Source organism: Thioalkalivibrio paradoxus ARh 1 (assembly GCF_000227685.2).
GTDB classification, from domain to species: domain Bacteria; phylum Pseudomonadota; class Gammaproteobacteria; order Ectothiorhodospirales; family Ectothiorhodospiraceae; genus Thioalkalivibrio; species Thioalkalivibrio paradoxus.
The window spans coordinates 661,573-687,566 of record NZ_CP007029.1 but is presented as its reverse complement, the minus strand read 5'-3'; the positions used below and the strand labels follow the sequence as shown (position 1 = coordinate 687,566).

Below are 25,994 nucleotides of genomic sequence, written 5' to 3'. Positions count from 1 at the left end.
CCAGGGAATGTGCGAGAATCCGGCCGAGTAACGATCACGGGGGCCACGATGAACCATGGAAACGCTGGGCTTCTGGCGCTGCTCGTGACCGCGGGCATGCTGGTGGCATGCGGGCAGCCGGGGGCAACGCCGACTGCGAAGGAGCCTCGGGCATCCAAATCCGCAACACCGTTCGTGTGCGGCGACACCACCGTGCTCTTCGAAGTGCTGAACGAACGCGGGCGAATGAGTGTCTCGGGCGAGGCCTTCGACCTCGTGCACGCGCGCTCCGCCTCCGGCGCCCGCTATGTCGCATCCGACGGCAGCGATACCGTCTTCTGGAACAAGGGCGAGCGCGCGATGGTGACGATCCGCGGTCATGACCTCCCCGACTGCCGGCAACTCGTCCACCCGGAGCTCCCGTTCCGGGCCTACGGACAGGAACCCGGATGGCTGCTGGAGATCTCGGTCGAAGAAATCCTGCTGCTCGCCGACTACGGCACCCGGGAACTGCGCATGCCACGCCCGCAGCCGCGCGTCACTGCAGACGGCATCCTGTACCAAGCCGAGACGGCCGATGGCCAGCCACTGTCGGTGGCGATCGAGGCCGGGATCTGCGCCGACATCGCCACCGGCATGCCCCACCCCTACCGCGTGCGCTACGAACTCGACGGCGATGGACACTCCGGCTGCGGTGGCGAACCCGAATCCCTGCTGACCGGCGACCTCTGGACGGTCGAGACGATGGCCGGGAAGCCGGTGGTCGAGGGTTCAACGGTGACGCTCCAGTTCCTCGAGGAGGATCACCGGCTGACCGGGAACACCTCCTGCAACCGTTTCACGGGGCGTTACACGCTGACCGGCGAGGGCCTTTCCCTGGAACCGCAGGCCACGACATTGCGGGCCTGTGCCGACCCGGCCCTCGACCGGCAGGAGGCCCGTTTCCTGGAGATCCTGCAACGCACGTTCCGCTTCGGGATCGACGCCAGCGGCCGCCTGCTGCTGCATGCCAGCGGACAGGAGACCGTCGTCGCGCGGCGCTAGCGGGCCGGGCCGGGAACGCCTCTGCGCCGGCGTCGGCCGGCTTCGGCGATGAGCCCGCGCCTCGGTCGGGCGGTTGGGTGGTTCACCCAGTTTTGCGCGGCCGCTCGATTTGGTCTAGGTTCGTCGACGGCGGGGCGGAATCGGGCCGTGCCGGCAGCCCCCTCGAAACCGTCGCCGCAGAATCCTGCATCGGCCGGACACCCGGGTCTGCCGGCAGGAATTCCTTCCCTGTCGAGGCGGATCCGTGCTGACGGCACGGATTCCCGATTACCAGAAAGGTCGAGCGGCCGGCGCGGGTCATGCCGGACCGCTGGCCGCCCCATGGCGGCCCGGATGCAGCGCAGGCATCGAAGCAGGCGGATGCCCCGGCGCGATCCGGTGCCCCGAACCAGGAGGAAATGCGCGTGCGACGACTACTGTTCACCACGATGGGCGGGCTGGCCATGGTGCTGGCCCTCGGGATCGGCGGAATTCCGCAGGCACAGGCCCAGGCGCAGGAACTGCGCTGGGCGACGTCGGCGGTCGGCTCGGCGGGGCATCGCGCGAAGGTCGCGCTGATGGCGATGCTGAATCGCGAGATGCCGGATTACTCGATCACCGTGCTGCCGACCCCAGGTGCGCTGGCAACGGTGCGGGGCTATGCTGTCGGGCAGTTCGACGGCTACTACGGCGCCGACATCGCGTTCGGCGAACTCGCTGCGAACGAGGGACGCTTCCGCGGTTTCCGCGACCAGGTGCAGCGCGAGCCGGTGCAGTCGTTCTGGGCCTACACGATGGAGGTCGGACTCGGCGTGCGCACCGCCGATCGCGACCGGTTCGGCGGCTGGGGCGATCTGGAGGACCGCCCGGTGTTCACCGGCCCGGCCCCGTGGGACGTGCGCGCCACGCTGGAACGCGCGATGAACGCACTGGACGTCGGCCACCGCTACGTCGAGGTGGATCTCGGGCTGGTGGCCTCGTCGCTTTCCGGTGGCACGATCGACGCCTTCGTGATCTACAGTACCGGCGAGGCCAGTCCGGCACCGTGGGTGATCGAGGCATTGCTCTCGACCGACGTCGCGGCACTGAACCCCAGCGCCGACGAGATCGCGCGCCTGGAGGCCGCCGGGCTCGAGGTGGTGCGGGTCGATGCCGAAGCCTTCCAGGCCGATCTGGGCGTGGACGAGGTCGTACTGGCGCCGTTCTTCTACGGCTTTCACGTCGGCCTGGAGGTACCCGAGGACGACGTCTACCGCATGCTGACCGTGATCGAGGCCCATGCCGACGAACTGGCACGCTCGGACGCGGCCTTCCGCCAGATCCGCGACGACATGGTCGAGATCCAGCGCCGAGGCGTCGCCGCGTCGGTGGATTCGGTCAGGGTGCACCCAGGGCTCGCGCGCTATCTGCGCGAGCACGATGCCTGGAAAGAAGACTGGGACGACCGTATCGCCGGTTCATGACCGCGGGCGGCCGGCGCGGCCTGCCTGGGCCCCGCCATCTGGCAGCGGGGCCCGGCTCCGGTGGTTGAAGCGGGCCCGCCGGCCGCGCCGAATGGCCCGCCGGTGGCGCGCGTCGACCGCGTGCTCCGGGGCGCCGCGCAGGTTCTTTTCTTCCTCACCGGGATCGCATTCTTCGGCTACCTGTCGCGGTATTACCTGACCGGGGCGGGAGGTCCGACCCTGCTCGCGGTGACCGCGGTCCCGCTCACCGTCTGCCTGGTCTTCCTGAACGACCTGCGCCACGGGGCGCTCTACCCGCGGCTCGGCAGCGTCGCGCCGTTCGTGATCGCGTTGCTGTACTGCGGGGTGGCGCTGTACGCGGCCTGGTACCTGTACCGGGAGTTCGACGAGATCCGGATCTACCGGCTCGGCATCTGGAACGCGACCGACCTCGCGGTGGGCGGTGCCGTCGCGGCGCTGGTGCTGGAGTACACGCGCCGGCGCTATTTCGCGCTGTTCCTGCTGAACGTGGCGCTGATCCTGTACGCGGTCTACGGCTTCCTGGTTCCCGGAATGTTCCATCACCCCGGCATGGACTGGACGCGGATCGTCAGCGCGGTCAGCGTCGAGATGACGACCGGCGTGTTCGAGCGCCTGCCGCAGCTCGGCCTGACGCTGATCGGGTCGTTCATCCTGGTGCTCGCCGTGCTGCGCGCCTTCGGCTGCATCGACTCGATCCTGACGGGTTCGTCGCGGGTCGCCCTGCATTCGCCCCGGACCCTGCCGCAGGCCGCAGTGTTCGGCTCGTTCGCGGTGGCGGCAGTCTCGGGGTCGGGCGCCGCCAACGCTGCCACCACCGGCTCGGCGACGATCCCGGTGCTGATCAAGGCCGGATTCCCCCGGGTCACCGCCGCCGCGGTGGAAACGGCGTCGTCGCTGGGCGGGCAATTGATGCCGCCGCTGATGGGCATCGCCGCCTTCCTGATGGCCGACTACATGGGGAAGAGCTATTTCGACGTGGTCGCCCGGGGGTTTGCGCCGGCGATGATCTACTTTCTCGGCGTGGCGTTCGCAGTGTGGCTGCTGGCGGCGCGGCACCACACGCGCGCAGTCACCCCGGACGTGCGCGCCATGCGATTCATGGATTGGACCAACATCCTGTCCTATCTGATCGCGGTCGGCGGCCTGATCTACCTGATGGGTGTCGAGCGCCGGCCGGCGATGGCGTCGGCGCAGACGGTGTTCCTGTACCTGTTCGGGTTCCTGACCGTGGCGTTCGCGGTGCGTTCGGTGCACGCGCGCGTCTGGTCTCTGCGCGAGCTGACACGGCCGTTCCTGCGCCTGATCGAGTCGTTCGCGACCGTCACCGGCGAACTCACGATCCTGCTTGCGACGCTGGGCATCCTGACGGCGATGTTCACCATCACCGGCGTTCCGACCAAGGTCGGCGTGCTGCTGATGGAGGGCGCGGCGATCAACCTGTTCGTGATGGTGCTGGTCGCGTTCGCTTTCGGCTACCTGATCGGGATGGGGCTGCCGGTTGCACCGACCTACATCGTGACCGCGATCGTGGTCGCGCCGTTCATGATCCGCGCCGGTCTCGATCCCTGGGTGGTGCATTTCTTCATCTTCCTGGTCGCGGTATTCGGCGAGCTGTCGCCACCGACTTCGGTGACCGCCGCGGTGACCTCGCGCATCGCGGATGCGCCGTTCGTGCGCACGATGCTTGCGGCGGTCGTGCTGTGCATGCCGCTGCTGGTGATGATGGGCGCGGTGTTCAGCCGCCCGGATCTGGTCGTCGAGCCTGGCTGGGCGCAGCTGCCGGCGTTCGCGCTGGTGCTGATCGGAACCCTGGCGCTCAGCTTTGCGCTGCAGGGCCGGTTCCATCCCAGGCGCGCGCTGGACCTGCCGATGCGGATCGGGCTCGCCGGCATCGCCAGCGCGACGATTTTCCACCCCGACGCATCGGTGGCCGCGCTGTTCGCGGCACCGACACTGCTGCTGACACTGGCCGGCGCGTGGCGTTTCCGAAGGCTGCCCCGCTGAGATGACGGCCACCGAGGCGTTGCTGCTGCTGGCGGTGGGCGCACTCGCGGGGTTCCTGAACGTGCTCTCGGCCGGCGGATCGATGCTGACGCTGCCGGTGCTGATGTTCATGGGGCTGGATGCGGCGAACGCGAACGGCACCAACCGCGTGAGCATCGTGCTGCAAAACATCACCGCGGTCTGGCGCTTCCGGCGAGCCGGGCACCGATACCGCGGGCTGGCATGGCTGCTGTCGGTCCCGGCCGTGCTCGGGGCCCTGCTCGGTGCCTGGGGTGCGGTGCGCGTCGGCGACGATCTGTTCCGCTGGGTGCTGATCCTGGTGATGATCGGGGCGACCGTGATCATGCTGATGCCTGCCCCGACACAGGTTCGCACTCTGGCGCTCGCGCCGGCACAGCTGCGCTGGCCGGTGCTGGCGGCGATGTTCGTGATCGGCTTCTACGGCGGCTTCATCCAGGTCGCGGTGGGCATTTTGTTCATCGTATTGCTGCACCGCGTACTCGCGATCGACCTGGTGCAGGTCAACGCGCTGAAGGTGACCGTGGTACTGATCTACATGATTCCGGTGCTGCTGATTTTCGCCGCGACCGGGAACGTGACCTGGTCCTATGGGCTGGTACTGGCCGCGGGCAGCATGGCTGGCGCCTGGATCGCGGTTCACGTGACGCTGGGACCGAGCGGCACGATACTGGTGCAGCGCTTCACCCTGGCGGTGATCGCGGCGATCATCGTGAAGCTGCTGCTCGATTTGTCTTGACCCTGCCCCGGAGGCAACGCAAGGAGTTCCATATGAAGGCCTATGTCATCCATCGCCACGGCGGCCCGGAAGTCTTCGAACCGGCCACGCTACCCGACCCGCAGGCAGGGCCCGGCCAGCTGCGCATTCGCGTGCACGCCTCGAGCGTGAACCCGCTCGATGTGAAGATCCGCAAGGGGCTGGTCCGCTCCGGACCGGAGTTCCCGGCGATCCTGAACGGCGACGTCGCTGGCATCGTGGACCAGGTGGGAGACGGCGTGCTGGGCTTCCAGGCCGGCGACGCAGTGATCGGCTGCGCCGGAGGCGTACGCGGCCACCCGGGGGCGCTCGCGGACTACATGGTGGCCGACGCAAACCTGGTAACGCAGGCCCCGAAGCGGCTGCCACTCGAGGAATGCGCGGTACTGCCGCTGGTGTTCATGACCGCCTGGAATGCGCTGGTCGACCGGGCCGACATCCAGCCCGGCGAACACGTGCTGGTGCATGCCGGTACCGGCGGTGTCGGTCACGTCGCGGTGCAGCTTGCGAAGGCCCGCGGGGCCCGCGTCGCGACCACGGTGTCCAGCGAACAAAAGGCGGCGATCGCGCGCGATCTCGGTGCCGACGACATCATCCTCTACCGGCAGGAGCCGGTCGCCGACTACGTGCAGCGCCTGACCGGCGGTGCCGGCTTTCCCCTGGTGTTCGATACCGTCGGCGGCGACAATCTCGATGCCAGCTTCGAGGCCGCCGCGGTGTCGGCCCGGGTCTGCTCGATCAACACGCGTTCGACCCACGACCTGTCGCCGCTGCACGCGAAGAACCTGACCCTGCACGTGATCTTCCGCTCGGTGCCGCTGCTCTACGGGCTGGAACTGAAGCACCAGTCGTGGATTCTCAGCAACCTGGCCGAGATGGTGGAAGCCGGTACCTTGCGCCCACTGCTCGCCGAACGGCGGTTCACGTTCGCGCAGATCGCCGACGCGCACCGCTACCTCGAATCGGGCCAGGCGGTGGGCAAGATCCTGCTGACCCGGGACGGTGACAAGGTCTAGCCGCCTTGGGACTTGGGCTGCCAGGAACGGCTTGCCGCGCTCGGGGCGGTCTATGCTCCCGGTATCGCTGCACGGACCGGCGCGCCCCGGAGCCGTGTCCACCCGTCCGCCGGCATGGAGGTAGGCATGACCGCCATTGCGTTCGAACGTTTCGAGGACAGCCTCGAGTTGCTGAACCCGCTGAAGGGCTTTGCACTGGAGCGCCAGCGCATCGAAATCCATCGGGATCCGCTGCTCGGCCACACCAGCGTGTACAACCCGGCAATCGAGGAAGGCCTGAAGGTGTTCCTGAACGACGCCGACCGGGATCTGATCGCCCGACTCGCGGCCGAGGGGGCGGCGCACTGCGTGTTCTGCCCGGACCGCGTCGCCGGCGTCGCGCGCTTTCCGGACGACTGGATCCCGGGTGGAACGGTCCGCGTCGGCGAGGCGGTGGCGTTTCCCAACCTGATCGCGATGGGCGGGCATCACTCGGTCGCGATCGTGTCGGAGGCCCATTTCCTGGAACTGCACGAGTTCTCGCCGGAACGGATCGGCAACGCATGGGCAGCGCTGCAGCAGGTGGCGCGGGCAGTGCAGCAGCGCGACCCGAAGGCAGACTGGCTCAGCGTGCACGGGAATTACCTGTTTCCCGCCGGCGCCAGCCTGATGCACCCGCATTTCCAGATGCTGATCGGATCGGAACCCTACAGCCACCACGCCCGGCTGGCCGAGGCCTGCCGCGACTACCTGGCGCGCGAGGGAACCCCGTATCACCGGGACCTGGTCGAGCTGGAACGCGCCTCCGGCGACCGTTACATTGCCGCAACCGGCCGCTGGCACTGGCTCGCGGCGTTCTCGCCGCTGGGCAGCAACGAGATCGTCGCGGTGCACGAAACCGAGGGGGATCTGCTGCGCATGGACGACGGCGAGTTAGGCGATCTCGCACGCGGCCTGTCGGCGATTCTGCGCTTCTACGAGGATCTCGGGCACCTGAGCTTCAACTACACGCTCTACGCGCGCCGGGAACCGAACCGGCCGGACGGGTTCCAGTGCCTGCTCCGGGTCATGACCCGGCAGAACCCCGCGGCGACGTACCGCTGCGACGACTTCTACCTGCAAAAAGGGCTACAGACCGAACTGATGCTGCACCGCCCGGAAATGCTCGCGGCAGGGGCCCGCGCCTTCTTCGACCGCTGACTGCCGCGCGCACCGCATCAGCACGCACGGCACCGCCCGCACGCCCGGAGGCGAACGCGGGCGGCACGCGCCTTCAGGCCGGGGGCCGCAGGTCGCGTTCCCGAATCTGTTCGCGCCGGATCAGGCGGACGATGTCGCTGAACTCGTCGGCCAAGAACTTGAGCAGATCGTCCATCGTCAGCATCCCGGACAGGTTGCCGCCGGTATTGACCACCGGCAGCCGCCGCACGCCCATTGCGCGCATGCGCATGATCGTCTCCCAGATGCCGTCCGACTCTCGGGCGGTCAGCAACTCGGGCGCGATGAGGTCGCCCGTGGTCAGCACTTCCTCCGGCACCTCCTTCGCCATGATCTCCACCACCAGGTCGCGGTCGGTCACGATGCCGACCGGCTTCATCGGCGTGGTCGAAGACTGGTCGACGACCACCAGGCTACCGACGTGGTGATTGCGCATCATCCGCGCGGCCTCGTACACCGAGGCCTTGCGGTCGATGACCACGACTTCTTGGTTGCAGATCTCGCCGACAGACATTTCATTTTCTCCGTTAGGGTTCATCGGTCCCGACCGGCACGGGCGGCATGATCACCGCTCCCGCCGCGGACGCGGACCTGGGTCGGACCGATCCACGTCCTCTTGCCGACGAGTGTCCCGCCGCGGTCCTCACCCGTCAACCGGCAGCACACCGGGGCGACTCGGGGAAAGCCGCCGCACGCCCCTGCCCCGGGAAGACGATGCCGCGCTGCCCCTGCTACAGCCCGCCCGGCAGTTCGCGACCGTTATCCTCGGAACGCACCCCCGGCGGCACGGTCACCGAGTGCTGGCAACCCGATCCGGGGCGCATGCCGGCAGGCTGTGTCCTCGCGTACGTACCCTCGAACCCTGCTGCAGCCGCCCCGGCTTCACGCCAGCATTGACCTTACTATCCACAAGGTCTATAAGCCGTACTGGAGCACACAAAATAACACCATTGCTGCCAGGCAATTGATCAGGGCCAAAGCAGCAAGGAGCATGCGATGAGACCGCACCCCTTCGTGTTTTTTCCCATCATCGCGATCGCGATTGCGATGGCGCTGGCGAGCACTGCGCCGGCCCAATGGGGAGGCCCCGGAGCCACCATGGAACGACCGGATGTACAGCTACGCGTCCCCGATGCAGCACGCCAGGTCTTGCCCGACCTGGCCATTACCTCCACGCAAGGAGATGTCGTCGGTGATCGGATCCGCCTTCGGGTCACGGTCGTCAACAGAGGACTCGGGCCCTATACCCCCTCCAATCGCTGTTCCGCCTACCTGGCTGCATACTCGCGCATGCCCATTGCCGATGCTGCACGCCTTGCGATCCGCCCGATTCCGGCGCTGGCTCCGCGGGGGGGCAGTACCGTGATCGAGATGGAGGTCCGAAAGTTCGAGGGAACAGTCACCGTGCATATCCAGCCGGACATCAATATCGACAACAATACCGACCACGTGCACTTCGTGTTTTAGGAACCCGGCCGGGTTCTCGCCCGCTCGCGTTCGACAGGGACCGGAACGCTTATGCTCCAGCGATGGAAGGAGATCGCACGATGAACACGATCGCACCCAGGCTGGCATGGTCACTCGCCGGTTTGTTCATGCTTTTTGTGATGATGCACGGCTCGGCTTTCGGGCAGGGCTTCCGCGGGCTCCCTGAATTGCCGAGCGGAATCTCGCCCGAGAGAACCGCCCCGGCCACGATCGAGAGGCCCGGCCTGAGACAGATCGGCCGGGCCGAGATCGTCGATCTGGAGGTCGGGACCAATCCCGAGGGGATGTGGACATGGACGGCAACCGTCCGGAATGTCGGCACCATCCCGCTGGATGGAAGGGAGCTGGCCGTTCAGGGCTACTCGATCGCCTTCCCCCCGACCCAGAACACCTGGAAGCCTGCTTCCGGTTCGATGGTCAGTCGCGAAAGCCTGCGCCCCGGCCAGTCGGCGGAAGTCACCGCAGGCTGGACCCGCTGCTGCCTGACACACGAGCTCAAGGTCGAGCTTCGATACAGGCCCTCGAACCAGGTGATGGACACGAAAAGCGTCTCCGGGCTCATCTACCACACCTCCCAGAGGCGGCCGCTGAATGTTCGCGTCAGGCGCATCGAGTGGGATGACAGCGCCAAGTCCTGGAGGGCGACGCTCAGAAACCACACGGACTTTACCGCGAAAATGGTCGTCCAGGGCTACCTCTGGCCGGAAGGCCAGAACGTGGCCGTACCCGCTGGCGGCCAGAGACTCACCCTGGGTCCAGGGGAGGACGGAACGACGATACCGCTGCACGCGGCCAACGCCAGTAGCGGCGACGTCCTGAAGGTGCATATCTGGGCCGATATGAACCCCCGGGCCTGTGGAGAAACCTGGAAGGACTGTGGGGGCCGGGTTTCCTGGAATATCACCGTCCCGCACAGCAAGACCTTCTGACGAAACCCCGTCGCCGGCCATCGATCATGGCCTGATGACACCCCACGGTGGTCTGCTCCGGCGGCGCGTAGCCGGAGCGGCCACCCTGAAACCGGAGGCCTGCAGGAGCCAGTCGTTGCCGGCACGGCGGCCAGGTCGAGGCCCCTGAGGCGTGTTCGATCATGGGGTCAGCCGTTCGCGGTCCTGCGCCGGTCGCGGTGTCACCACGGACACCACCGCGTGCCGGACGTCAGATGCCCTGGTGCCTGCACCCGTCCACCTGCCCGCCGGCGCTGGTTCGACCCATTGCCGAGCACCCGATTCCGATTCGAGGAACTCGGTAGAGCTGCGTTCGTTCCAAGGGCTGCGTCCATCGCTGATCTCGACCGCAGGGATGGCGCAGGACCTACCCACACGAGCTTCCGTTTGATCACGCGAGGATGCTGCCTGCTTTCGCGGGCGTCGACGCGGTGGCCCGAACCGAGGGGCTGTGCAACGCCAGGGGCCTGGTGGAAATCGACGACCATCAGCGCAACCCCACCTACCGCAACATCTTCGCCGCGGGCGTCTGCGTCGCGATCCCGCCGGTGGAGGCGACCCCGGTACCCACCGGGGCTCCGAAAACGGGATACATGATCGAGTCGATGGTCACCGCCATCGTGCACAACATCGCGGCCGACCTGACCGGCAAGGAAGCCCACTACAAGGGTTCGTGGCACGCCATCTGCCTGGCCGACATGGGGGACCGCGGCGCGGCCTTCGTGGCGCTGCCGCAGATGCCGCCGCGCGACGTGAACTGGTTCGCTGCCGGCAAGTGGGTTCACCTGGCCAAGATCGCGTTCGAGAAGTATTTCATTCGAAAGATGAAGAAGGGAACGTCGGAGCCGCTGTACGAGAAGTACATGATGCGCGCGCTTGGCATCCGCCGGCTGGAAAACTAGCGCGCAGGGTTAGTGACATCCGGGGCGGCGATGACGGGCCGCCCCGGTGGTCTCCGACCATTGCGGGCGCATGCCTCTGGACAACCCGGCCGCGATTCGCGGGCTCAGCGCCCAGACCAGCACGACCAGCGCCTCCACCCCGCGCCGCACCCAACCGGTGTGGCCGGCTCCCGGGACCTCTTCGCCTTGCCGCGTTGATATACTCCGGCGTATGCGCCTGTCCCCGGAACAACAGACCATCATCCGTGATGAAGTGGCCCGCGCATTCGGCCCGGATGCCCGGGTACGCCTTTTCGGTTCGCGCACGGACGATACGGCGCGGGGCGGCGACATCGATTTGTACGTCGAAGCCGACGGCACGCCGGATGACCTCCTGGAACGCGAACTCAAACTGCATGCCGCTCTGCAACGGCGGCTCGGCGAGCGCCGTGTGGACCTCGTCGTCCATCGGCGAGGCTCCCCCCCGCGGTCCATCGACACTCACGCTCAACGAACCGGGCTCCCTCTGTGAGGGTCGCCGCATCGCGCAAGCGCCTGGCGCGTCTGCTGGACCTGGTCGACCGCGAGGACGAACACCTGCTGGCGGTGCGTGAACGGCTCCTCGCGGGTGACTGCGCAGTTTCGCTCGACCGTGTCCTCGGCATCCTTGCCTCCGACATCGGCATCGATCGGCTCGAATCCTTCGGTGCCAAGTTCGGGCGGATGCAGGACACGATCATGGACAAGCTGGTCCCGGCCTTTCTCACCTGCGCGGGCGAGAGTACGGGGCCGGCCATCGACAATCTCGCACGCCTGGAGAAGCTGGGGCTCATCGAGCAGGCTGACGACTGGTTACAGATGCGCCACCTGCGCAATCGACTGGTCCATGAATACATCGAAAAGCCCGACGATCTGGCACCCGCGCTACAACGCGCCTGCCGCTTCACCGACCGGATGCACGATGATTACCGGAACCTGCGTACCTATGCTCGGGACCGTTTGGTAGTCGTTCGCTCCGGCGAAGCCGCAGACGATAGCGGCGGGTAAGCCAGCGCAGGATCAGCAGGGCAGAGAGCGCCGAAGCCATGATGATCGCATGAAGGGCACGTCTGGGCGTCCATGGCGTCCTGCGCGGAGCCTTCGTAACGCGGGGAACTAGCGCCCGAGGGCGACGAGCGCGCGTTCGAGCAGCCGCAAGCATGTGGTCGCGGAAACCCGATGTTGCGGCGCAATAGAAGCGCCCCTCGCCGTCTATATTTCGGGTAAACTCGGAACAATACCCACACTGCCAGCAGAGCTTTGGACGCAGGGGCCAGGTGCTCGACACCACCCGGAAGTGCCTTTCTGGACAGCAGGCCACCGCGCGGTCTCTGCGGATGCAACCCGAACCGCGCTGGAGAGCGCTGCAAAAGGGCGCAAGAGCCATGCATGCCAGCAACCCGCGACCGAACGACACGCGCCACTCCGTCGATGACGCCAATGCAGGCGCGCACGGGTCCTCAGCCCTTGGCAGGCAGCGCAGGCCGGATCGCCGTGCCGACCGCCCGCACTCCGGTCGTACCGGGCTTCGCGGCCTGTTGGCCTGCCTGCTCCTCTTGGCGGGTATGCTCGGCTCTGCCGCCGGACAGGAGTCGGCCGACGCGATCTGGCGTGCCGCCACCGACCTGAGCGATCCGCACAACCAGGCGGTGCTGCTGAAGAACATCAACCAGTTGCACACGCTGCGCGGCGTAGCCGAGCGTAACTGGGATCGCCTCGATGGCATCGGCGATCTTACGCACCGCCAGTACCAGGAGGCGATGTTCTGGCATCAGCACGAGAATCTGCGGATCGCGCGCAAGGCGGTCGGCGGTCTGGGCGCCTACGAACTCGATCTGCAACGGCCGGCACCGGATGCTGGCGAGTGGCGCGTCGGCTCGGATACTGATTTCCTGGTCCGGCGCAAGGACGGCCGGCCGGTTACGCTCGAGGACATCCAGCGGGTCGAGGCTGCTTACCGCCAGGCCGTTGCGCTCGAGGTGCGCCGGCGCAGCGGCGGCGCGGTGCAGATGGATCCCCGCGATTTCGACACCGGAACCGATTTCATGGTCGCCCACGACGCGACCACCGATACTGAATTCAACCGCATCGCCGAACACTTCGGCCGCCGCGACGCCGATACCTACAGCCGGGTCGAGGCGGCCCGGGTCGAGGCGCAGATGCGCACGCCGGGGGAACCGATCGACTACCGCGACGCCGGGATGTACGTCGCCGAGATGGTCGATCAGGCCCAGCGCAAGCAGCGGCAGATCGACCGGCTGCTCCGCGAACAGGCCGATGCGCCGGCGCGCCAACGCGCGATCAACGAAGCCCGGATCAAGCAGCTCGAATACGAGCGCGACAAGTATCTGCGGCGCATCAATTCGGTCAACAGCCATCTGCACACGCAGGCGCGCACCCAGTTCGGCCGCGGCCTCCGAACGCCGCCGCGCGACATCACGGACATGCAGAACCTCGCGCAGCAGGCGCGCGAGAACTACGCGCACACCCTCGGGAACGTTCTCCGGGTGATGCCCGAAGGTCCGCAGGCCCGCCAGGCCAATTTCATCCTCGCGTTGCAGCTGGTCGATCTGCCCGCTGCCCGGCGCAGCGAGGTGCTGTCCCGGCTCGATCGGCAGGTACAGCAGAACGTGCTCCAGCAGCTGGATGAGTTTCGGGCCTGGCGCCGGGCCGAGCGCGAGCAGGTCGCGCGCGAAGACGTCGTCACCCTGCGCAACTTCCTGCAAAAGACCGAATTCGGGCAACAATTGCTGCGCGTGTTCGGTACCGAGATCGAGGCACTGACGACCCGTCCGACCGAAAGTTCGCGGTTTCTGGCCGATGTCTACCGCGACCTCGCCGCCACCGACCGGGCGATTCAGAACCGGGCGCAGTCCCTGTCGATGTGGCTGGACCTGATGGTGCAGGTCCGCGACGCGCAATCCGATGCCGAACTGGCGATCGCACTCGGGCGCACGCTGGCGTCGAAGACCTACTACGGGATGGTCGCCAGCCACCTCTACACCGGCCTGATCGAACGCGACGGCACCGCGCTGACCAGGTCGCTGATTCTGATGCTTTCGCCCAAGACGGCGCTGCCGCAGGTGGTGCAGTCGATCGGCGGTTCGGTGATCGACCTGACCACTACGGTGCTGTTCGACCATCAGTTCATGGTGCTGTACGTGACCGCGAGCTTCGACGACGACGGCAGATTCACGGGCCTGGACGGGTACCAGACCGGATCGGATGCCGTCTGCCGCTTCTTCGACGATGTGCTGCAGCCCGGTGGAGAACACTGGGTCGAAGGGGTGTTCACGCGGGCGCTGGCGTTGTCCGAGGAAAGGAACCTCAGCCAGGAGGTGCTGAGCGGAATCAATGCCTTTGGTACCCGCGCCTTCGTGCGTGCGCTCGAGAGCACCGTGTACGGCGGGACCGCGAGCTTCATGGGGCGGCATCCTGCGGTTCAGCATGCGCGCGCCGAGGTGGCCACGCTGACCGGCATGATCGACGATTTTGCCGAGGCGCTGGGCGATCGCGTGCCGTCGCAGGCGGAGCCGGGCTGGGCGGGGCTGTCGCGCTTCGAGCCCGCGGCCCAGCATGCGATGCGGCCATTGCTCGAGCAGCGGGTCGCCGCCTGGGGCGACGTCGAGGCGGCGCTGTGCGCGGCAGTCACGGAATCGCTCGAATCGCGGCATCGCGCCGAGCAGGGGCTCGAGGGCGGCGACGAGGCCGCACTGGCGTTGCTGGCCGAGGTCGAGCGTCTGTTCCACGAACTCGATATCCACGGCGTGGGGATGGCGTGGTTGAACCACGAGGGCACGCGCAACGTGATCATGCGCTGGCTCGGGTCCGCCGAGGAGCAGCGCATCGAGGCGATGCGGGCGTTGCAGCGCTACCACGATGCCTATTCGGCGGTACACGAGATTCGCGATACCGTCGAGAGCCTGTATCGCACCGCGACTGGCGGTACCGAATCACTGCTTGCGCGGCCACTGACCGGTTCGCCGCCGCTGACCGCCGATCCGGCGTTTGATCACCGTCTGGCGGTGCGCCTGTTCCAGGAGACGATGGACGACCTGGACCGCTACGAAACACAGATGCTGCGAATCAAGCGCGAAGCGCTTAACGACAACCACGCGCAACTCGATGACCCGTTCGATCGCCGTATACAGACGGTGATCCACGCCGCGACGATCGCGTTGCACGACGCCGGGGCGACGATGCAGGGGGCATCGCATGCGCGGCAAAGGCTGTACCGGGTGCAGTGGTGGGCCGCGCACGATTTGCATACCCGGCATTCGGCCGCTTTCGAGCATACGCGCGCGCAACGCGCGAAGATCGAGGAACTGCTCGACGAATTCCGTGCTCACTATCAGCCAGTCGAACCCGCGCTGGCGATCCTGCCGCCACCGGCGGTGATCGAAGAACGCGCGGCGACCGATACACCCTACGCATTCGGACTCGCCGCAACGGCGATTCCGCCGGAGACGGTGTACGTCTGGTTCGAGGATGGCACAGAAATCGGCCGCGGCGATACGCTGCTGCACATGTTCGAGGAGCCCGGGCCACGGACCCTCGAGGTCCGGGCGCAATGGACCCGATCGGATCGGGTGTTGCGCGACGGCAGCGCGACCGCCGAGCTCAGTGTCGATATCCGCGCCGATGCCCTGCTGCCCGAACTGGCGATTCGGCCGCCGCGCGATCTCGGCGCGCTGGCCGAGCCGGACCGTGCCTACGAGTTCCACGCATTGCGCAGCAACATTCCGGACGACGCGACGCTGAGCTGGCGGATCGACGGCCGGCCGGCGGGTGTCGGTGCCGACGTCGAGCTGCGTTTCAGCGATCCGGGCCCGAATATCGTCGAGCTGTTCGCCGAGTGGGAGGTTCCCGGAAGCTGGACGGGGCAGGAGCAGGTGATCGCCCCGGCACTGACAGTCGAAGTCGACGACCCGGGCCCGTTGCTGGCCGAACCCTGCCGCATCCTGCTTGCCGGCACCTTTGACGAAGCGGTTCCCGAGGTGGGCATCGAGCAGTTGCTGCGCCGGTTCCCGACTCCGGAGGAAGTCGAGGATTTCGTTGCCGACCGGGCGGCGGTTGCGGCGCGGCATGGCCTGCGCGCGAGCCCCGACGAACCCGATGCGGTCGATGCGGCCACCGGCCTGACGCAGCAGTGTGTACCCGAGATTCTGGCGCAATGGCATTCCCGGCGCGCCGACCTGGAGCAGGAATTCCGCGAGCGCTGGGAAATGCTCGACGATGCCACGCTGACGCTGCAGGTCGACACCGGGAACTTGCGAGCCCCCGCGGCACTCGGCGTATCGCTCGCCGAAGCGGCGCAGACGCCGGAACTGAACCGGGTATCGGTGCAGCTCGAAGCGCTCGGCATGGACCTGTCCGCGCTGCACGCCGAACTGGCTTCGATGCTCGACATCCTGGCCGGTGACGAGGTCCGACCCGGTTGCGGGACGATCCCGCCGTACTACCTCTGGCTGGACATCGACTGGACGCTGGACGGCGAAGAGGTTGGTGTCGCCCAGCGCACACCGGATGGCCGGCAAATGATGTTCCAGGCGCTGGAGGAGAGGGCCTACCCGGTGACCGCGCGGGTCACGCTGCGTTATCGGCGCGGCTGCAACAGCGGGTATCCGCAACTGATTCCCGATCGGGTGCAAACGGTCCGTACCACGATCGAGATCGAGTTCGAAGACCCGGACGCGCCTTCGCCCCCGCCCGAGGTCGTCGCCGAACCCACCGCGCCCGAGGAACCTCCCGCGGCGCCGGAACCGCCCGATCTTTCCGAGCTGGAGGAACAGCGTCAGCAGGTTCTGGACGTCTGCGAGGAATGGACCGCGTCGAAGAGCGGGGGCTATGGTACGACGACCGAGATCTGGGACATCAGCAACCTGCCCGAAGGCACGGCGTTCGATTTCTCCTATAACGCCATGAGCGTGCCCGACAAGTTCACCGTCGAGTACCCGGTCGGCAACGTGGTGCTCGATACCGGCTGGCGTGGATCGGCCGCGCGCGCGGCGCGCCGATCCGATCTCTACCCCGGCGGCGTGACCGGTCCGGGGCGGGGCGCGGCCGACGACGTGTTCGAAAAGGCGGCGGCCGACGCGTTCAAGGTGACCGTTTACGGCCCGGAAAGCGGCACCGCCTGGAACTACCGAATCCGGCCGCGCTGCCAGCCGGACGCGGTGCTGCGGATCGCCGAGTCGCCAACCCGGGTCACGTACGGCTCGCAGATCCGCTGGCCGGCGACGACCGGCGGCGGGCTCGAAGTCACGCGCTACACCTGGCAGGCAACACCGGACCTGACGTTCGACGAACCGGTGACCACCGAGCCAGCGACGCGAATCACGTTCGACCGGCTGGGGCGGGTGCTGCTGTGGGCCGAGGGCACACCCCGGGACAGCAGTCTGCCGACGGTCGAGTCGCAGCAGGTCGAGATCGAGGTGGTGCCGCCGCGGTTCGAGCTGGTGTTCGATCCCCCGGACGGCCAGGCCCGGGTCGGTGACGAGGTGCAGGTGGAGGTGCGCAGCGATCCGGCGCTGCCCGCCGAACTCGTCGATCACCGCTGGGTGCAGCCCAGCGCGCGCAGCACCTACACCGACAACGCGTCGCGTATCGGCTTCACGGTGGGCGATGGCGAGCGTTCGCCGCTGCAGGACATCCCGCTGCATGTCTGGGTGCGGGTGCCCTACCACGGCGATACCCTGGCCGAGATCCAGGCCACGTACTCGGGGCAGGCCTACGAGGTGCAGATCAGCGAGCCGGTTCATCGCGGCCCGACCCCGCAGACCTGGGACCCCGAACGCGGCGGCCTGGTCGATGTCCCCCGTGGCCAGGTCGTCACCGGGCAGGAGGTGCGGCTGAACGCCAGCGTGCAGCCGACCCCGCCGGGAGAAGTGCGCTACCGCTGGTCGGTACAGCCGGACGGCGCCCGCACCCACGCCACCATCGGCAGCAGCCAGACGTTCTCGGCCAGCAACGCCGGCAGCTACACCGTGGAAGTGGTCGCGACCAACGCCGCCGGTCTGGTCCTCGGCCGCGGGAGTCGCAGCGTGATGGTGGCGCAGGATCAGCCACCGTCGGCGCCGGCAACGCCCGATGACGCCGAACCCGCCGACGCGGACGCACAGCCCGCGGCGACAGTCGATCCCGATGCATTGCTGACGCCGCCGGACGCGATCGACCTGGAGCAGGCCTCCGGCCGACTGGATTCCGATACGCGCGAGCAGCGCCACGCGATCGAGGTGCCACGGCATGGTTCGCTGCGGGTCGACGTCGAGGCCGACCCGGAACTGCGGATCACACTCCGGCTCGAGGACGCCGACGGCCGCAGCCTGCGCGCGTCGATGGGCGGTTCGACGTCGAGCCGCAGCGTCGAACGCGCCGATCTGGCGCCGGGCACCTACTACGCCCGGGTCGCGCGTTCCAGGGGCGAAGGAACGTATCGGCTGACCACGCGGCTGACTGCGCCGAGCATACCCAACGATACCGGCCCGAATGACAGCCTCGAGGAAGTGCAGGAGCACGGCGAGCCGATTCCAGTCGATCGGCACAGCACCGGTCTGCTGGGCTACCGGGACCGGGACGAGCGCGATACCGAGGACTGGTTCCGGTTCGACATCGGCGAGCATGGCGCGGTTGACGTGTCGGTCGAGGCCGAAGAGAGCCTGCGGATCACGTTGCAGTTGGTGGACGCCGACGGTCGCAGCCTGCGTGCGTCGATGGGCGGGTCGACGTCGAGCCGCAGCGTCGGACGCGCCGACCTGGCGCCCGGTACCTATTACGTCCGGGTCGCGCGTTCCAGCGGACAGGGCGGTTACGTGATCACGCCGCAGCTCGACCCGGTCGGCTACACCCCCGACCGCGAACCCAACGACCGCCTCGAGCAGGCGCAGCCGATTGCGCTGGGAGAGGACACCGAGGGTCTGCTGGGCTACCTGGACCGCGACGAGCGCGATACCGAGGACTGGTTCCGGTTCGAAACCCGGGAGCACGGTGCGGTCGAGGTCTCGGTCAACGCGGAAGCATCGCTGCGGATCACCTTGCAGTTGTACGACGCCGATGGCCGCAGCCTGCGTGCGTCGATGGGCGGGTCGACGTCGAGCCGCAGCGTCGAACGTTCCGATCTGGCACCGGGTACCTATTTCGCCCGGGTCGCACGTTCCAGCGGCCAGGGCGGCTACGTGATCACGCCGCGCCTCGACCCGGTCGGCTACACCCCGGATCGCGAACCCAACGACCGCCTCGAGCAGGCGCAGCCGATCGCGCTGGGAGAGGACACCGAGGGTCTGCTGGGCTACCTGGACCGGGACCAGCGCGATACCGAGGACTGGTTCCGGTTCGAGACCCGGGAACACGGTGCGGTCGAGGTCTCGGTCAACGCGGAAGCATCGTTGCGGATCACGTTGCAGTTGCTCGACGCCGACGGTCGCAGCCTGCGTACGTCGATGGGCGGGTCGACCTCGAGCCGCAGCGTCGAACGCGACGATCTGGCGCCGGGCACCTATTACGCACGGGTCGCGCGTTCCAGCGGCCAGGGCGGCTACGTGATCACGCCGCGCCTCGACCCGGTCGGCTACACCCCCGACCGCGAACCCAACGACCGCCGCGAGGATGCGCAGCCCATCCGCCTGGGCGCGGACACCACCGGTCTGCTCGGCTACGTTTCGAGAAACGAACGCGACACCGAGGACTGGTTCAGAGTCGAGACCGGTGCCGAAGGCGCGCTGGCGGTGAGTGTCGCCGCGCAGGAGAGCCTGCGCGTCACGTTGCAGCTGTTCGACGCCGACGGGCGCAGCCTGCGCGCGTCGATGGGTGGGTCGACTTCCAGCCGGCACGTCGAACGCAACGAGCTTCCCGCCGGCGTCTATTTCATCCGCGTAGCGCGCAGCAGTGGCCAGGGCGGCTACACGGTCCGGCCGGTGTTCACGCCGGCCCCGTCGGCGGCCAGCCGCTGAATCGTCGGCAACCGCGCTCTTCGCGGTGCGCCTGCGCGGCGCGCTTGCGTGCAGGCGCGCGCCTACAAGTTGTGGGCGTGCCCGCCACCGTGCTTGTTTGGCGGCACCCCCGGCGGATCAGTGTTCGTTGGGGATATCACCCTCGTCGGGCTCCGGTTCCACAGACTCGAGCTGCTCCATCAGCGTAATCGCGACACCGAGGAAGTCGGCGTCGGTCACGAGCCCGCGCAGTTCCCCGTCGCGGATTACGGGCAGGCAGCTGCGCTTGCGCTGAAGCATCAGCACCGCGGCATTGCGGACGTTGCTGCGCTCGTCCACCGTGTCGAGGTCATGCACCATGACCTCGTGCACCTGGCGCGGCCCATCGCTGCCGGCGAGCAGCACGTCGGTGCGCGCAACCAGCCCCAGTAGAGCGCCGGAGGCATCCAACACCGGCACGTGACGGATTCTGTGCTCCGCCATGATGCGGCGGACGTCGTCCACGGTTGCATCGGGTTGTACCACCACGAGATTCTGCCTGGGGGTCATGATATCGCTGATGTCGAGCATGATTTCGGCCTCTCCTCCGGTCTCGCGTCCTTCGCCGCGCACTCCCGCGGGCGGGAGTTGCTCTGCCGCGCGGCTGCCGCCGCCTGGAATTCCGTTCCTACCGTACTACATACGGTCGAAGCCGGCGTTGCCGGCACCCACTGCCGGGCCGACTCCACCCGCGGTTTCCCATCGACGCCCGGGCGCGGAACCGGTGGCTGCGGCGCATGAAACAGGCCCGGGACGTGCAACCGCCAACCACCAGGTGGCCCTGACGGATTTGCCGAGAACTACCCTGCGGACGAACACGGATGCAGCCGTGTCAGCACCCACCAGAAGAATGGGACACAGCCGACGCGAGGCAGCTTGCCCCTCGTTAGGCGTTTCAGTATATAACGAACCCGATGGGGGAAGGGCCACGTTATCTAATTCGGCAACCTGCTGAGAGGTCGCAGGCTCTGCCAGGGGCTGGACTTCCGTCGTCGGTGGAGGCCTCGTGCTGCGCAAGGTTGGTGGGCCCGCCGGCGGCGACGTCCAGACCATTTGGAGTTTCGGCCGAGCGCCTTGCAGGGGCTCGGCATCCTCCGTGGTCCGGTCGCCAGCCGCCGGCTCTCCGCCGATGCCGTGTGCGGTATCGCAGCTCACGCTACGACTCAGTGCATGTAAGTCTGCCGTTTGCCCAGGCTCGTACGCCCCGTGCCGATGGCTTGACGGTGTTCCGTTCAGTTCCGTTCATGCTGACACGTTGCTGTTACGGATCCGCCGCATCCAGCCGGTAGGCACAATCCTCGGTTCCGCAGTTCCTACTACCACCAGGACAATCTGTTCCCTTCCGCATCACGGACCCTTGCGGGATACACCGCAGAGTGCCCTCACAAGAAGACTAGGCGCCCAGCACGCGGGATTCAACCGGTTTCCGCCGAACTGCGCCAGGGCGACACGAACGGTGGGTTCTTTCACGTTGACTCTGACGCCCTCGACCGCGAATCAGCCTGAAGGATGACCACACGCCACGGAGCCACACGAGAATAGACGGGAGATTCAATCCCTCACTTTTCAGTTCTTTCTGTTTCATTTCTCAGATGTTTTGTCACCTTCACCCAGAAGCTCCGCGGCTCTTCGCGCGTATTCCCCCCCGGCGGCCACCAGCGCGTCCAGCCGTTCCCTTGCCTCTTCCTCGGCCCCGGTCTCGCGCAAGGCCAGTGCGAGGTAGAAGCCAACACGCTCGTTGCCGGCCAGCGCTTCCGACAGCTCTCGCAAGTGCGCGAGCGCGTCGGGCGCCTGCCCCTGGGAGAGCAGGAGCACGGCCAGATCAAGCCGGTTGTCGAACTGCCTGGCATCGAGGCGGTACAGCGCATCGAAGGTCTGCAACGCATCGCGCTGCTCGCCACAGGCCAACTGCACCAGCCCCAGGTGGCGCAAGGCTGAAAGGTCGCTGGGCGCGAGCGCCAACGCCTGCAGCAAGGCATCCCGGGCACTGCCGAGGTCCTTGCGCAGGAACAGGGTGATGCCAAGCTGCACCCAGGCGTCGACGTGGCGGGGTTCGACTTCGAGCAAGCTCCGAAAGCGGTCGATTGCCTGATCCAGCAGACCGCACGCCGCCATCGCCGTGCCCAGGCGGGACAGCAGCCGGGGATCGCCCGGCACCAGGCGCACAGCCTCCTGCCAGGCCTCGACGGCACCGGCTGCATCACCGAGGTGCAGACGGTTGCGCGCAAGGTTGTCCCAGACCTGCACCTCGCCAGGCGCGAGCCGGGTCGCGCGGTCGAGATGCGTCAGACCCTGCTCGGCCGCGCCCCGGGCCACCAGGACCTGGCCCAGGTTGCTGTGGGCCATGGCCATTCCGGGCGCCAGTTCCACAGCCCGCCCCAAGTGGCGCAACGCCTCTTCCCAGCGCTGCTGCTGACCGTAGATGAACCCGAGGTTGTTATGCGCAGTGGCGTTGTCCGCCTCGAGCTCCAGCGCAGCGCGATAGGCGCTGGCAGCCGCCTCCAGCTCACCGGCGAGGTGGTGGCGCACACCCTCTTCGATGTGGTCGCGGGGGCCGGTCATTACCTGATCCTCGCAATCAGTCCGCGCACGAGCCGGCGGGTATCGATATTCGGAACCTCGAACTCGATGTCGTTCAGGGAAATGTCGAACGGCTCGCCCTCAACATAGTGCACGGGCAGGTGGATACCGAAGCGAATGTCGGAGCCGTAACGGAACGATGCCAACTCCCAGCGGTTGTAGTAAAGGCTCCTGCCGAGCACCCGCACCCGGACATAGCCGGAGATGTCGAATGTGAAGCTGGGCTGCGCATGCACGCCCACCCGGGTATTGAGTTCCAGCCCCCGGCTGGGCATCCAGTCGATGTTCACGCCGGCCTCGGCGGCCCCGGCGACACCCAGCGTACCCCCGATCTCCAGACCACCGGTGGCGCTGGCGCCAGTGATGCCAAGGCCGATACCGGCGTTGGCCGAAAGCCGCAACCCGGCGCTGGCAGGGATGCTGAGGTGTGCGGTGCCGGTGACATGCGTGTCCTGCTCGCGCGCCGGGTTGTACTCGATTCCCAGTCGCAGCCGGTCGATCACGCCCGGCCCGATCACCGCACTGGCGGAGAGGCCACCGCCGATCTCGGCAACGACGCCGGTAATGATCGGCACCTGAACGGAGATGTTGAAGAACGAGCGCTCGAACTCGCGACGGCCGAAGATGGGCATTTCGCTCGGTAGCGCGATCTCCCCGGTGACCGTCACCTCCCCGTCCGGCGCAAACACGATACCCGCAGTCCCCTGCAGCCAGGGCGCAACCCGTACGGTGGCCGAGCCGCTCCCATATACCAGCAGCGGGGCATCTGGCTGCGGCTCGCCGCTGGGGCGGCCATCCTCGCCGACGCTGCGGTTGCTGACACCCACCGTGACCTGGCCCGAGAGCATGCCGCGGGTGAAGGCACCGCTGAATTCGGCAGTGAAAGCACCATCGTCGTAGCCCACGGTGAGTTGCGACGCAACGCCGGGGATGGCTGGCTGCGCCGTGCCAGTGGCAGCAACCCGCCAGCGCTCACCCTGCTTCCGGACTGTCACATCAACGTTGCCTGAGCGGATCGCGGGGTTGGCCGCCAGTTGCAGGCTGCCGCCTATGGTAAGCCCGTTCTCCTCCTCGTAGCCCACGTTGAGGCCAGCCTGCTGAACGCCTGGAATGTCGGGCTGCACGTCTCCGATGGCGGAGAAGCGGCCCTCGCCAAACTCGGCCGTAACGCTGGCTGAACGGATGCCGCGTACCTTGTTCGGGCTTGTGATGGCCAGCGTGCCCACACCGCCAAACGCCCCCTGACGATACCAGATGCGAACCTCGGCTTGGTCGAAGAGTTCGGTGTCGAAGTGGAAGGCACCGGCCGCCGAAAAGCCTTCGCGCTGGTTCGCCTGTACCTGCAGTTCGCCGGCACCCATGCGCTCGACGCTAAAGTCGATCTGGCCGGCACCACCGAATCCCTGCTGGGTGCTGAAATAGAGCGACAGCGTACAGTCATCGATGGCCACGCCCGGGATGGGCAGCGACAGCATCTGCGGCGAATAGGCGATCTCGAAACGCAGGTCGTTGCCGTTGAGAGTCACGTTGATTGGGTGGCCGCGCAGTAACGGCAGGCTGGGGGCAATCGTGCCCTCGGCATAGAGCTTGCCATCCCGGATGTCCACCTCTGGAAGGTTAACCGGGCTCAAGTGGCTGAAATCCGTGTTAAGGCCCGGGATCTGGCCCGGTGCGCCGGCGTACGGCCCCACCGCCACCAGCGGAATGATCACCCGCTCGTTGGAGCGAAAGCCGTTGGGCAGGTCCCATGTGCCGGTTACGCTACCGATGGGCTCACCCGTCTGTCCAAGTTCGGCTGCGTCGTTGAGGTTGAACTCGTCGATGCGGATGCCGGCCAACGCCTTTCGCGCCCGCTCGGTGCCGGGCGTGAACGTGAGTGTGTTGTAACGGTAGCGAGCGACCTCGACACCGCCGACACCGGAGGCCAGCACGAAGTGACCGGATGACCCTTCCAGCCGAGCCGACGGAAGGGGCTGCACGGCATCCAGCGGCGCAGCTTCCTCGATCTCGGCTCGGGTCCACCAGTCGCTGTCGGTGCCGGCACGACCAGGCCCTCGCCGGATCTCGGTGAAATTGATGCTATGGGTACGCAGGAAGGCGCGGCGGCGAGCCCGTTTCTGCCCGTCGCTGAGAGCCGCATAGCCGGGATCGCTCGCATTCAGGAAGGCGCCGACCCGGTTGTAGATGGACGTCATGATGGTCGCCCCCGAGCTTGCGTTGGGGCTGCCCTTGAGAAGCTCGAGGTTGCCCACGGTATTGCCGGCGTTACCCGAGGTGTCGCCAAACACTTGCAGCTCCACCATGTGGTCGACTTGGAAACGGCTAGCACGATCCGTAAGACGCTGGCCACGGCGGTCCCAGTCCGGGATCAACAGCCGACCGCGCAGGCTGCGCCAGGATGTCGAGATGGTCGAGGAGCCGGCTCGGAAGTTCACCTGTGCGTTTGGACTACTGGGGCGGACAAAGGACGGATCCTGGGCGCGCAGCTTTTCTTCGATGGTGTCTTCGGAGACTTGAACCCCTGCGTTCCAAACCGCTATCTGGCTCTGAGCGGTGTTGCGCTCGTAGCCGGCCGCCCGTCGGGCGCCAGCACCGGTATACAGTGCAGCATGCCGGTGTTTGATCGGTGGCAAATCCAGCACAGACAGGTCGGCCAGAGCCGCCGTAGCAGCGGCGTTGCCCACAGGAACGGAGGGCACTGGATCCACCTGACGAGCCAAACGCTTCGCGCCAGCACTCTGTTGCACCACGTGCGCCAACTCATGCGCCAATAGTTCACGACCAGTCTCTGCCTGCGGAGCAAATTCGCCGCTGGCGAAGAAGACGTCGCTTCCGACCGTGAAAGCACGGGCCCTGATGCGCGCGCAGAGGGCGGCGGCCTCGGCGTCGGTGTGGATGCGCACCTGTTCGAAGCTGCGCCCGAAGCGGGTCTGCATGTCGTGCAGCACGTCTTCCGGCAACGGGTCGCCGCGACCGATCCGTGCCTCGATCGCCGCCTCGGTCTCGGCTTCCAGCGGCTGCCCCGCGATCTCGTCCTCCTCCGGCCCGGCCTCGCGCGCGACTCTGGCCTGGACGATCTCGTCCTCTTCCTGCCGCTGGAGCGTTTCCGGCTCTTCGAGCGCCTCGCGGATTGCCTCCTCGGGCTCTTCCGCTTCGCGCATCACCTCCTCGGGCTCGGCCGCCTCGCGCATCACCTCCTCGGGCTCCGCCGCTTCGCGCATGACGGGCTCGACTTCCTCGGGCCGGCGCATCGCCGCCGCGACCTCTTCCTCGGCCTGCTCACGCGCCGCGGCGGGCAACCCGGACGGGAGGCGGGCGAGTGCGCGCGCCGCAGCCACCACCCCCTGCTGCTCGTCGAGTTCGTGGTTCTCCTGCGGCGAGCCTTCGTGGGCACTGCGCTGCACGCCGCGCGGCGCGACCGCCCTCGGGGTGCGACTGACCTCACTGGCGACGTGATCCGCTTCCTGCTCCTGCGCATCCTGCGGGTGGCTGACCGCAAGCTTGGCCCGCAGGTACGCAGGCTTGCGCGCGATCGCCTTGCGCGAGGGTCGTGACGCCGGTTTCGACTCAACCGTCGTGGCGCCGCTGCGGGGTTTCTGGGTCACCGTCGCCATA

General features: G+C 67.3%; 16 protein-coding genes. 12 read left to right on the top strand and 4 right to left on the bottom strand.

The genetic code is table 11. From position 1 onward, the window contains the following. Positions 1 to 48: 48 nt before the first annotated feature. From THITH_RS03150 to THITH_RS03125, 6 genes are all read left to right on the top strand, one after another. Positions 49 to 1,023: an META domain-containing protein gene (locus THITH_RS03150; protein ID WP_006745948.1), complete on the top strand. Its 975-nt coding sequence runs from the start codon at positions 49 to 51 to the stop codon at positions 1,021 to 1,023. A 404-nt stretch (positions 1,024 to 1,427) separates the two neighbouring features. Further along, positions 1,428 to 2,465, top strand: a complete 1,038-nt coding sequence (locus THITH_RS03145; RefSeq protein ID WP_006745949.1) for a TAXI family TRAP transporter solute-binding subunit — start codon at positions 1,428 to 1,430, stop codon at positions 2,463 to 2,465. Between the two features lie 102 nt (positions 2,466 to 2,567). Beyond that, positions 2,568 to 4,490 (top strand): TRAP transporter permease, encoded by a 1,923-nt coding sequence (locus tag THITH_RS03140; RefSeq protein WP_232222234.1) that lies wholly within the window; start codon positions 2,568 to 2,570, stop codon positions 4,488 to 4,490. Position 4,491: 1 nt separating this feature from the next. Continuing rightward, positions 4,492 to 5,247 (top strand): sulfite exporter TauE/SafE family protein, encoded by a 756-nt coding sequence (locus tag THITH_RS03135; protein ID WP_006745951.1) that lies wholly within the window; start codon positions 4,492 to 4,494, stop codon positions 5,245 to 5,247. Positions 5,248 to 5,279: 32 nt separating this feature from the next. Continuing rightward, positions 5,280 to 6,281 (top strand): zinc-dependent alcohol dehydrogenase family protein, encoded by a 1,002-nt coding sequence (locus THITH_RS03130; protein WP_006745952.1) that lies wholly within the window; start codon positions 5,280 to 5,282, stop codon positions 6,279 to 6,281. A gap of 126 nt (positions 6,282 to 6,407) precedes the next feature. After that, positions 6,408 to 7,460, top strand: coding sequence for a hypothetical protein (locus THITH_RS03125; protein ID WP_006745953.1), 1,053 nt, complete (start codon positions 6,408 to 6,410; stop codon positions 7,458 to 7,460). 73 nt (positions 7,461 to 7,533) lie between these two features. On the opposite strand, the gene THITH_RS03120 is transcribed toward THITH_RS03125, so the two are convergent. Beyond that, entirely contained in the window at positions 7,534 to 7,992 is a 459-nt protein-coding gene (locus THITH_RS03120) for a CBS domain-containing protein (RefSeq protein ID WP_006745954.1), read from the bottom strand. Positions 7,993 to 8,474: 482 nt separating this feature from the next. Here THITH_RS03120 and THITH_RS03115 point away from each other — a divergent pair, with 482 nt between their 5' ends. From THITH_RS03115 to THITH_RS03090, 6 genes are all read left to right on the top strand, one after another. Continuing rightward, the gene (locus THITH_RS03115; RefSeq protein WP_006745955.1) at positions 8,475 to 8,945 is read left to right on the top strand and encodes a hypothetical protein; all 471 of its coding nucleotides are present in this window, start codon (positions 8,475 to 8,477) and stop codon (positions 8,943 to 8,945) included. A gap of 80 nt (positions 8,946 to 9,025) precedes the next feature. Beyond that, the gene (locus THITH_RS03110; RefSeq protein WP_006745956.1) at positions 9,026 to 9,895 is read left to right on the top strand and encodes a hypothetical protein; all 870 of its coding nucleotides are present in this window, start codon (positions 9,026 to 9,028) and stop codon (positions 9,893 to 9,895) included. 419 nt (positions 9,896 to 10,314) lie between these two features. After that, complete coding sequence (locus tag THITH_RS03105; protein ID WP_006745957.1) at positions 10,315 to 10,815, top strand: NAD(P)/FAD-dependent oxidoreductase; 501 nt, start codon at positions 10,315 to 10,317, stop codon at positions 10,813 to 10,815. 211 nt (positions 10,816 to 11,026) lie between these two features. Continuing rightward, on the top strand, positions 11,027 to 11,326 hold the full coding sequence (locus THITH_RS03100) for a nucleotidyltransferase family protein (RefSeq protein ID WP_006745958.1): 300 nt from the start codon (positions 11,027 to 11,029) through the stop codon (positions 11,324 to 11,326). Continuing rightward, positions 11,323 to 11,841, top strand: a complete 519-nt coding sequence (locus THITH_RS03095; RefSeq protein WP_006745959.1) for a hypothetical protein — start codon at positions 11,323 to 11,325, stop codon at positions 11,839 to 11,841. The genes THITH_RS03100 and THITH_RS03095 overlap by 4 nt, the downstream gene beginning before the upstream one ends. 557 nt (positions 11,842 to 12,398) lie before the next feature. Next, on the top strand, positions 12,399 to 19,781 hold the full coding sequence (locus THITH_RS03090; RefSeq protein ID WP_232222233.1) for a PKD domain-containing protein: 7,383 nt from the start codon (positions 12,399 to 12,401) through the stop codon (positions 19,779 to 19,781). 117 nt (positions 19,782 to 19,898) lie between these two features. Here the strand turns inward: THITH_RS03090 and THITH_RS03085 are convergent, their stop codons facing one another. From THITH_RS03085 to THITH_RS03075, 3 genes are all read right to left on the bottom strand, one after another. Next, positions 19,899 to 20,330, bottom strand: coding sequence for a CBS domain-containing protein (locus THITH_RS03085; RefSeq protein ID WP_006745961.1), 432 nt, complete (start codon positions 20,328 to 20,330; stop codon positions 19,899 to 19,901). Between the two features lie 1,050 nt (positions 20,331 to 21,380). Further along, positions 21,381 to 22,361: a tetratricopeptide repeat protein gene (locus THITH_RS03080; protein WP_006745962.1), complete on the bottom strand. Its 981-nt coding sequence runs from the start codon at positions 22,359 to 22,361 to the stop codon at positions 21,381 to 21,383. Continuing rightward, positions 22,361 to 25,993: an eCIS core domain-containing protein gene (locus THITH_RS03075; protein ID WP_006745963.1), complete on the bottom strand. Its 3,633-nt coding sequence runs from the start codon at positions 25,991 to 25,993 to the stop codon at positions 22,361 to 22,363. The genes THITH_RS03080 and THITH_RS03075 overlap by 1 nt, the downstream gene beginning before the upstream one ends. Position 25,994 lies beyond the last annotated feature (1 nt).

Bases quoted from the DNA above. Each gene is read 5' to 3' on its own strand.
- THITH_RS03150 (WP_006745948.1), top strand. From the start codon at position 49: ATGAACCATGGAAACGCTGGGCTTCTGGCGCTGCTCGTGACCGCGGGC.
- THITH_RS03135 (WP_006745951.1), top strand. From the start codon at position 4,492: ATGACGGCCACCGAGGCGTTGCTGCTGCTGGCGGTGGGCGCACTCGCG.
- THITH_RS03130 (WP_006745952.1), top strand. From the start codon at position 5,280: ATGAAGGCCTATGTCATCCATCGCCACGGCGGCCCGGAAGTCTTCGAA.
- THITH_RS03125 (WP_006745953.1), top strand. From the start codon at position 6,408: ATGACCGCCATTGCGTTCGAACGTTTCGAGGACAGCCTCGAGTTGCTG.
- THITH_RS03120 (WP_006745954.1), bottom strand. From the start codon at position 7,992: ATGTCTGTCGGCGAGATCTGCAACCAAGAAGTCGTGGTCATCGACCGC.
- THITH_RS03115 (WP_006745955.1), top strand. From the start codon at position 8,475: ATGAGACCGCACCCCTTCGTGTTTTTTCCCATCATCGCGATCGCGATT.
- THITH_RS03110 (WP_006745956.1), top strand. From the start codon at position 9,026: ATGAACACGATCGCACCCAGGCTGGCATGGTCACTCGCCGGTTTGTTC.
- THITH_RS03105 (WP_006745957.1), top strand. From the start codon at position 10,315: ATGCTGCCTGCTTTCGCGGGCGTCGACGCGGTGGCCCGAACCGAGGGG.
- THITH_RS03100 (WP_006745958.1), top strand. From the start codon at position 11,027: ATGCGCCTGTCCCCGGAACAACAGACCATCATCCGTGATGAAGTGGCC.
- THITH_RS03090 (WP_232222233.1), top strand. From the start codon at position 12,399: ATGCTCGGCTCTGCCGCCGGACAGGAGTCGGCCGACGCGATCTGGCGT.
- THITH_RS03085 (WP_006745961.1), bottom strand. From the start codon at position 20,330: ATGCTCGACATCAGCGATATCATGACCCCCAGGCAGAATCTCGTGGTG.
- THITH_RS03080 (WP_006745962.1), bottom strand. From the start codon at position 22,361: ATGACCGGCCCCCGCGACCACATCGAAGAGGGTGTGCGCCACCACCTC.
- THITH_RS03075 (WP_006745963.1), bottom strand. From the start codon at position 25,993: ATGGCGACGGTGACCCAGAAACCCCGCAGCGGCGCCACGACGGTTGAG.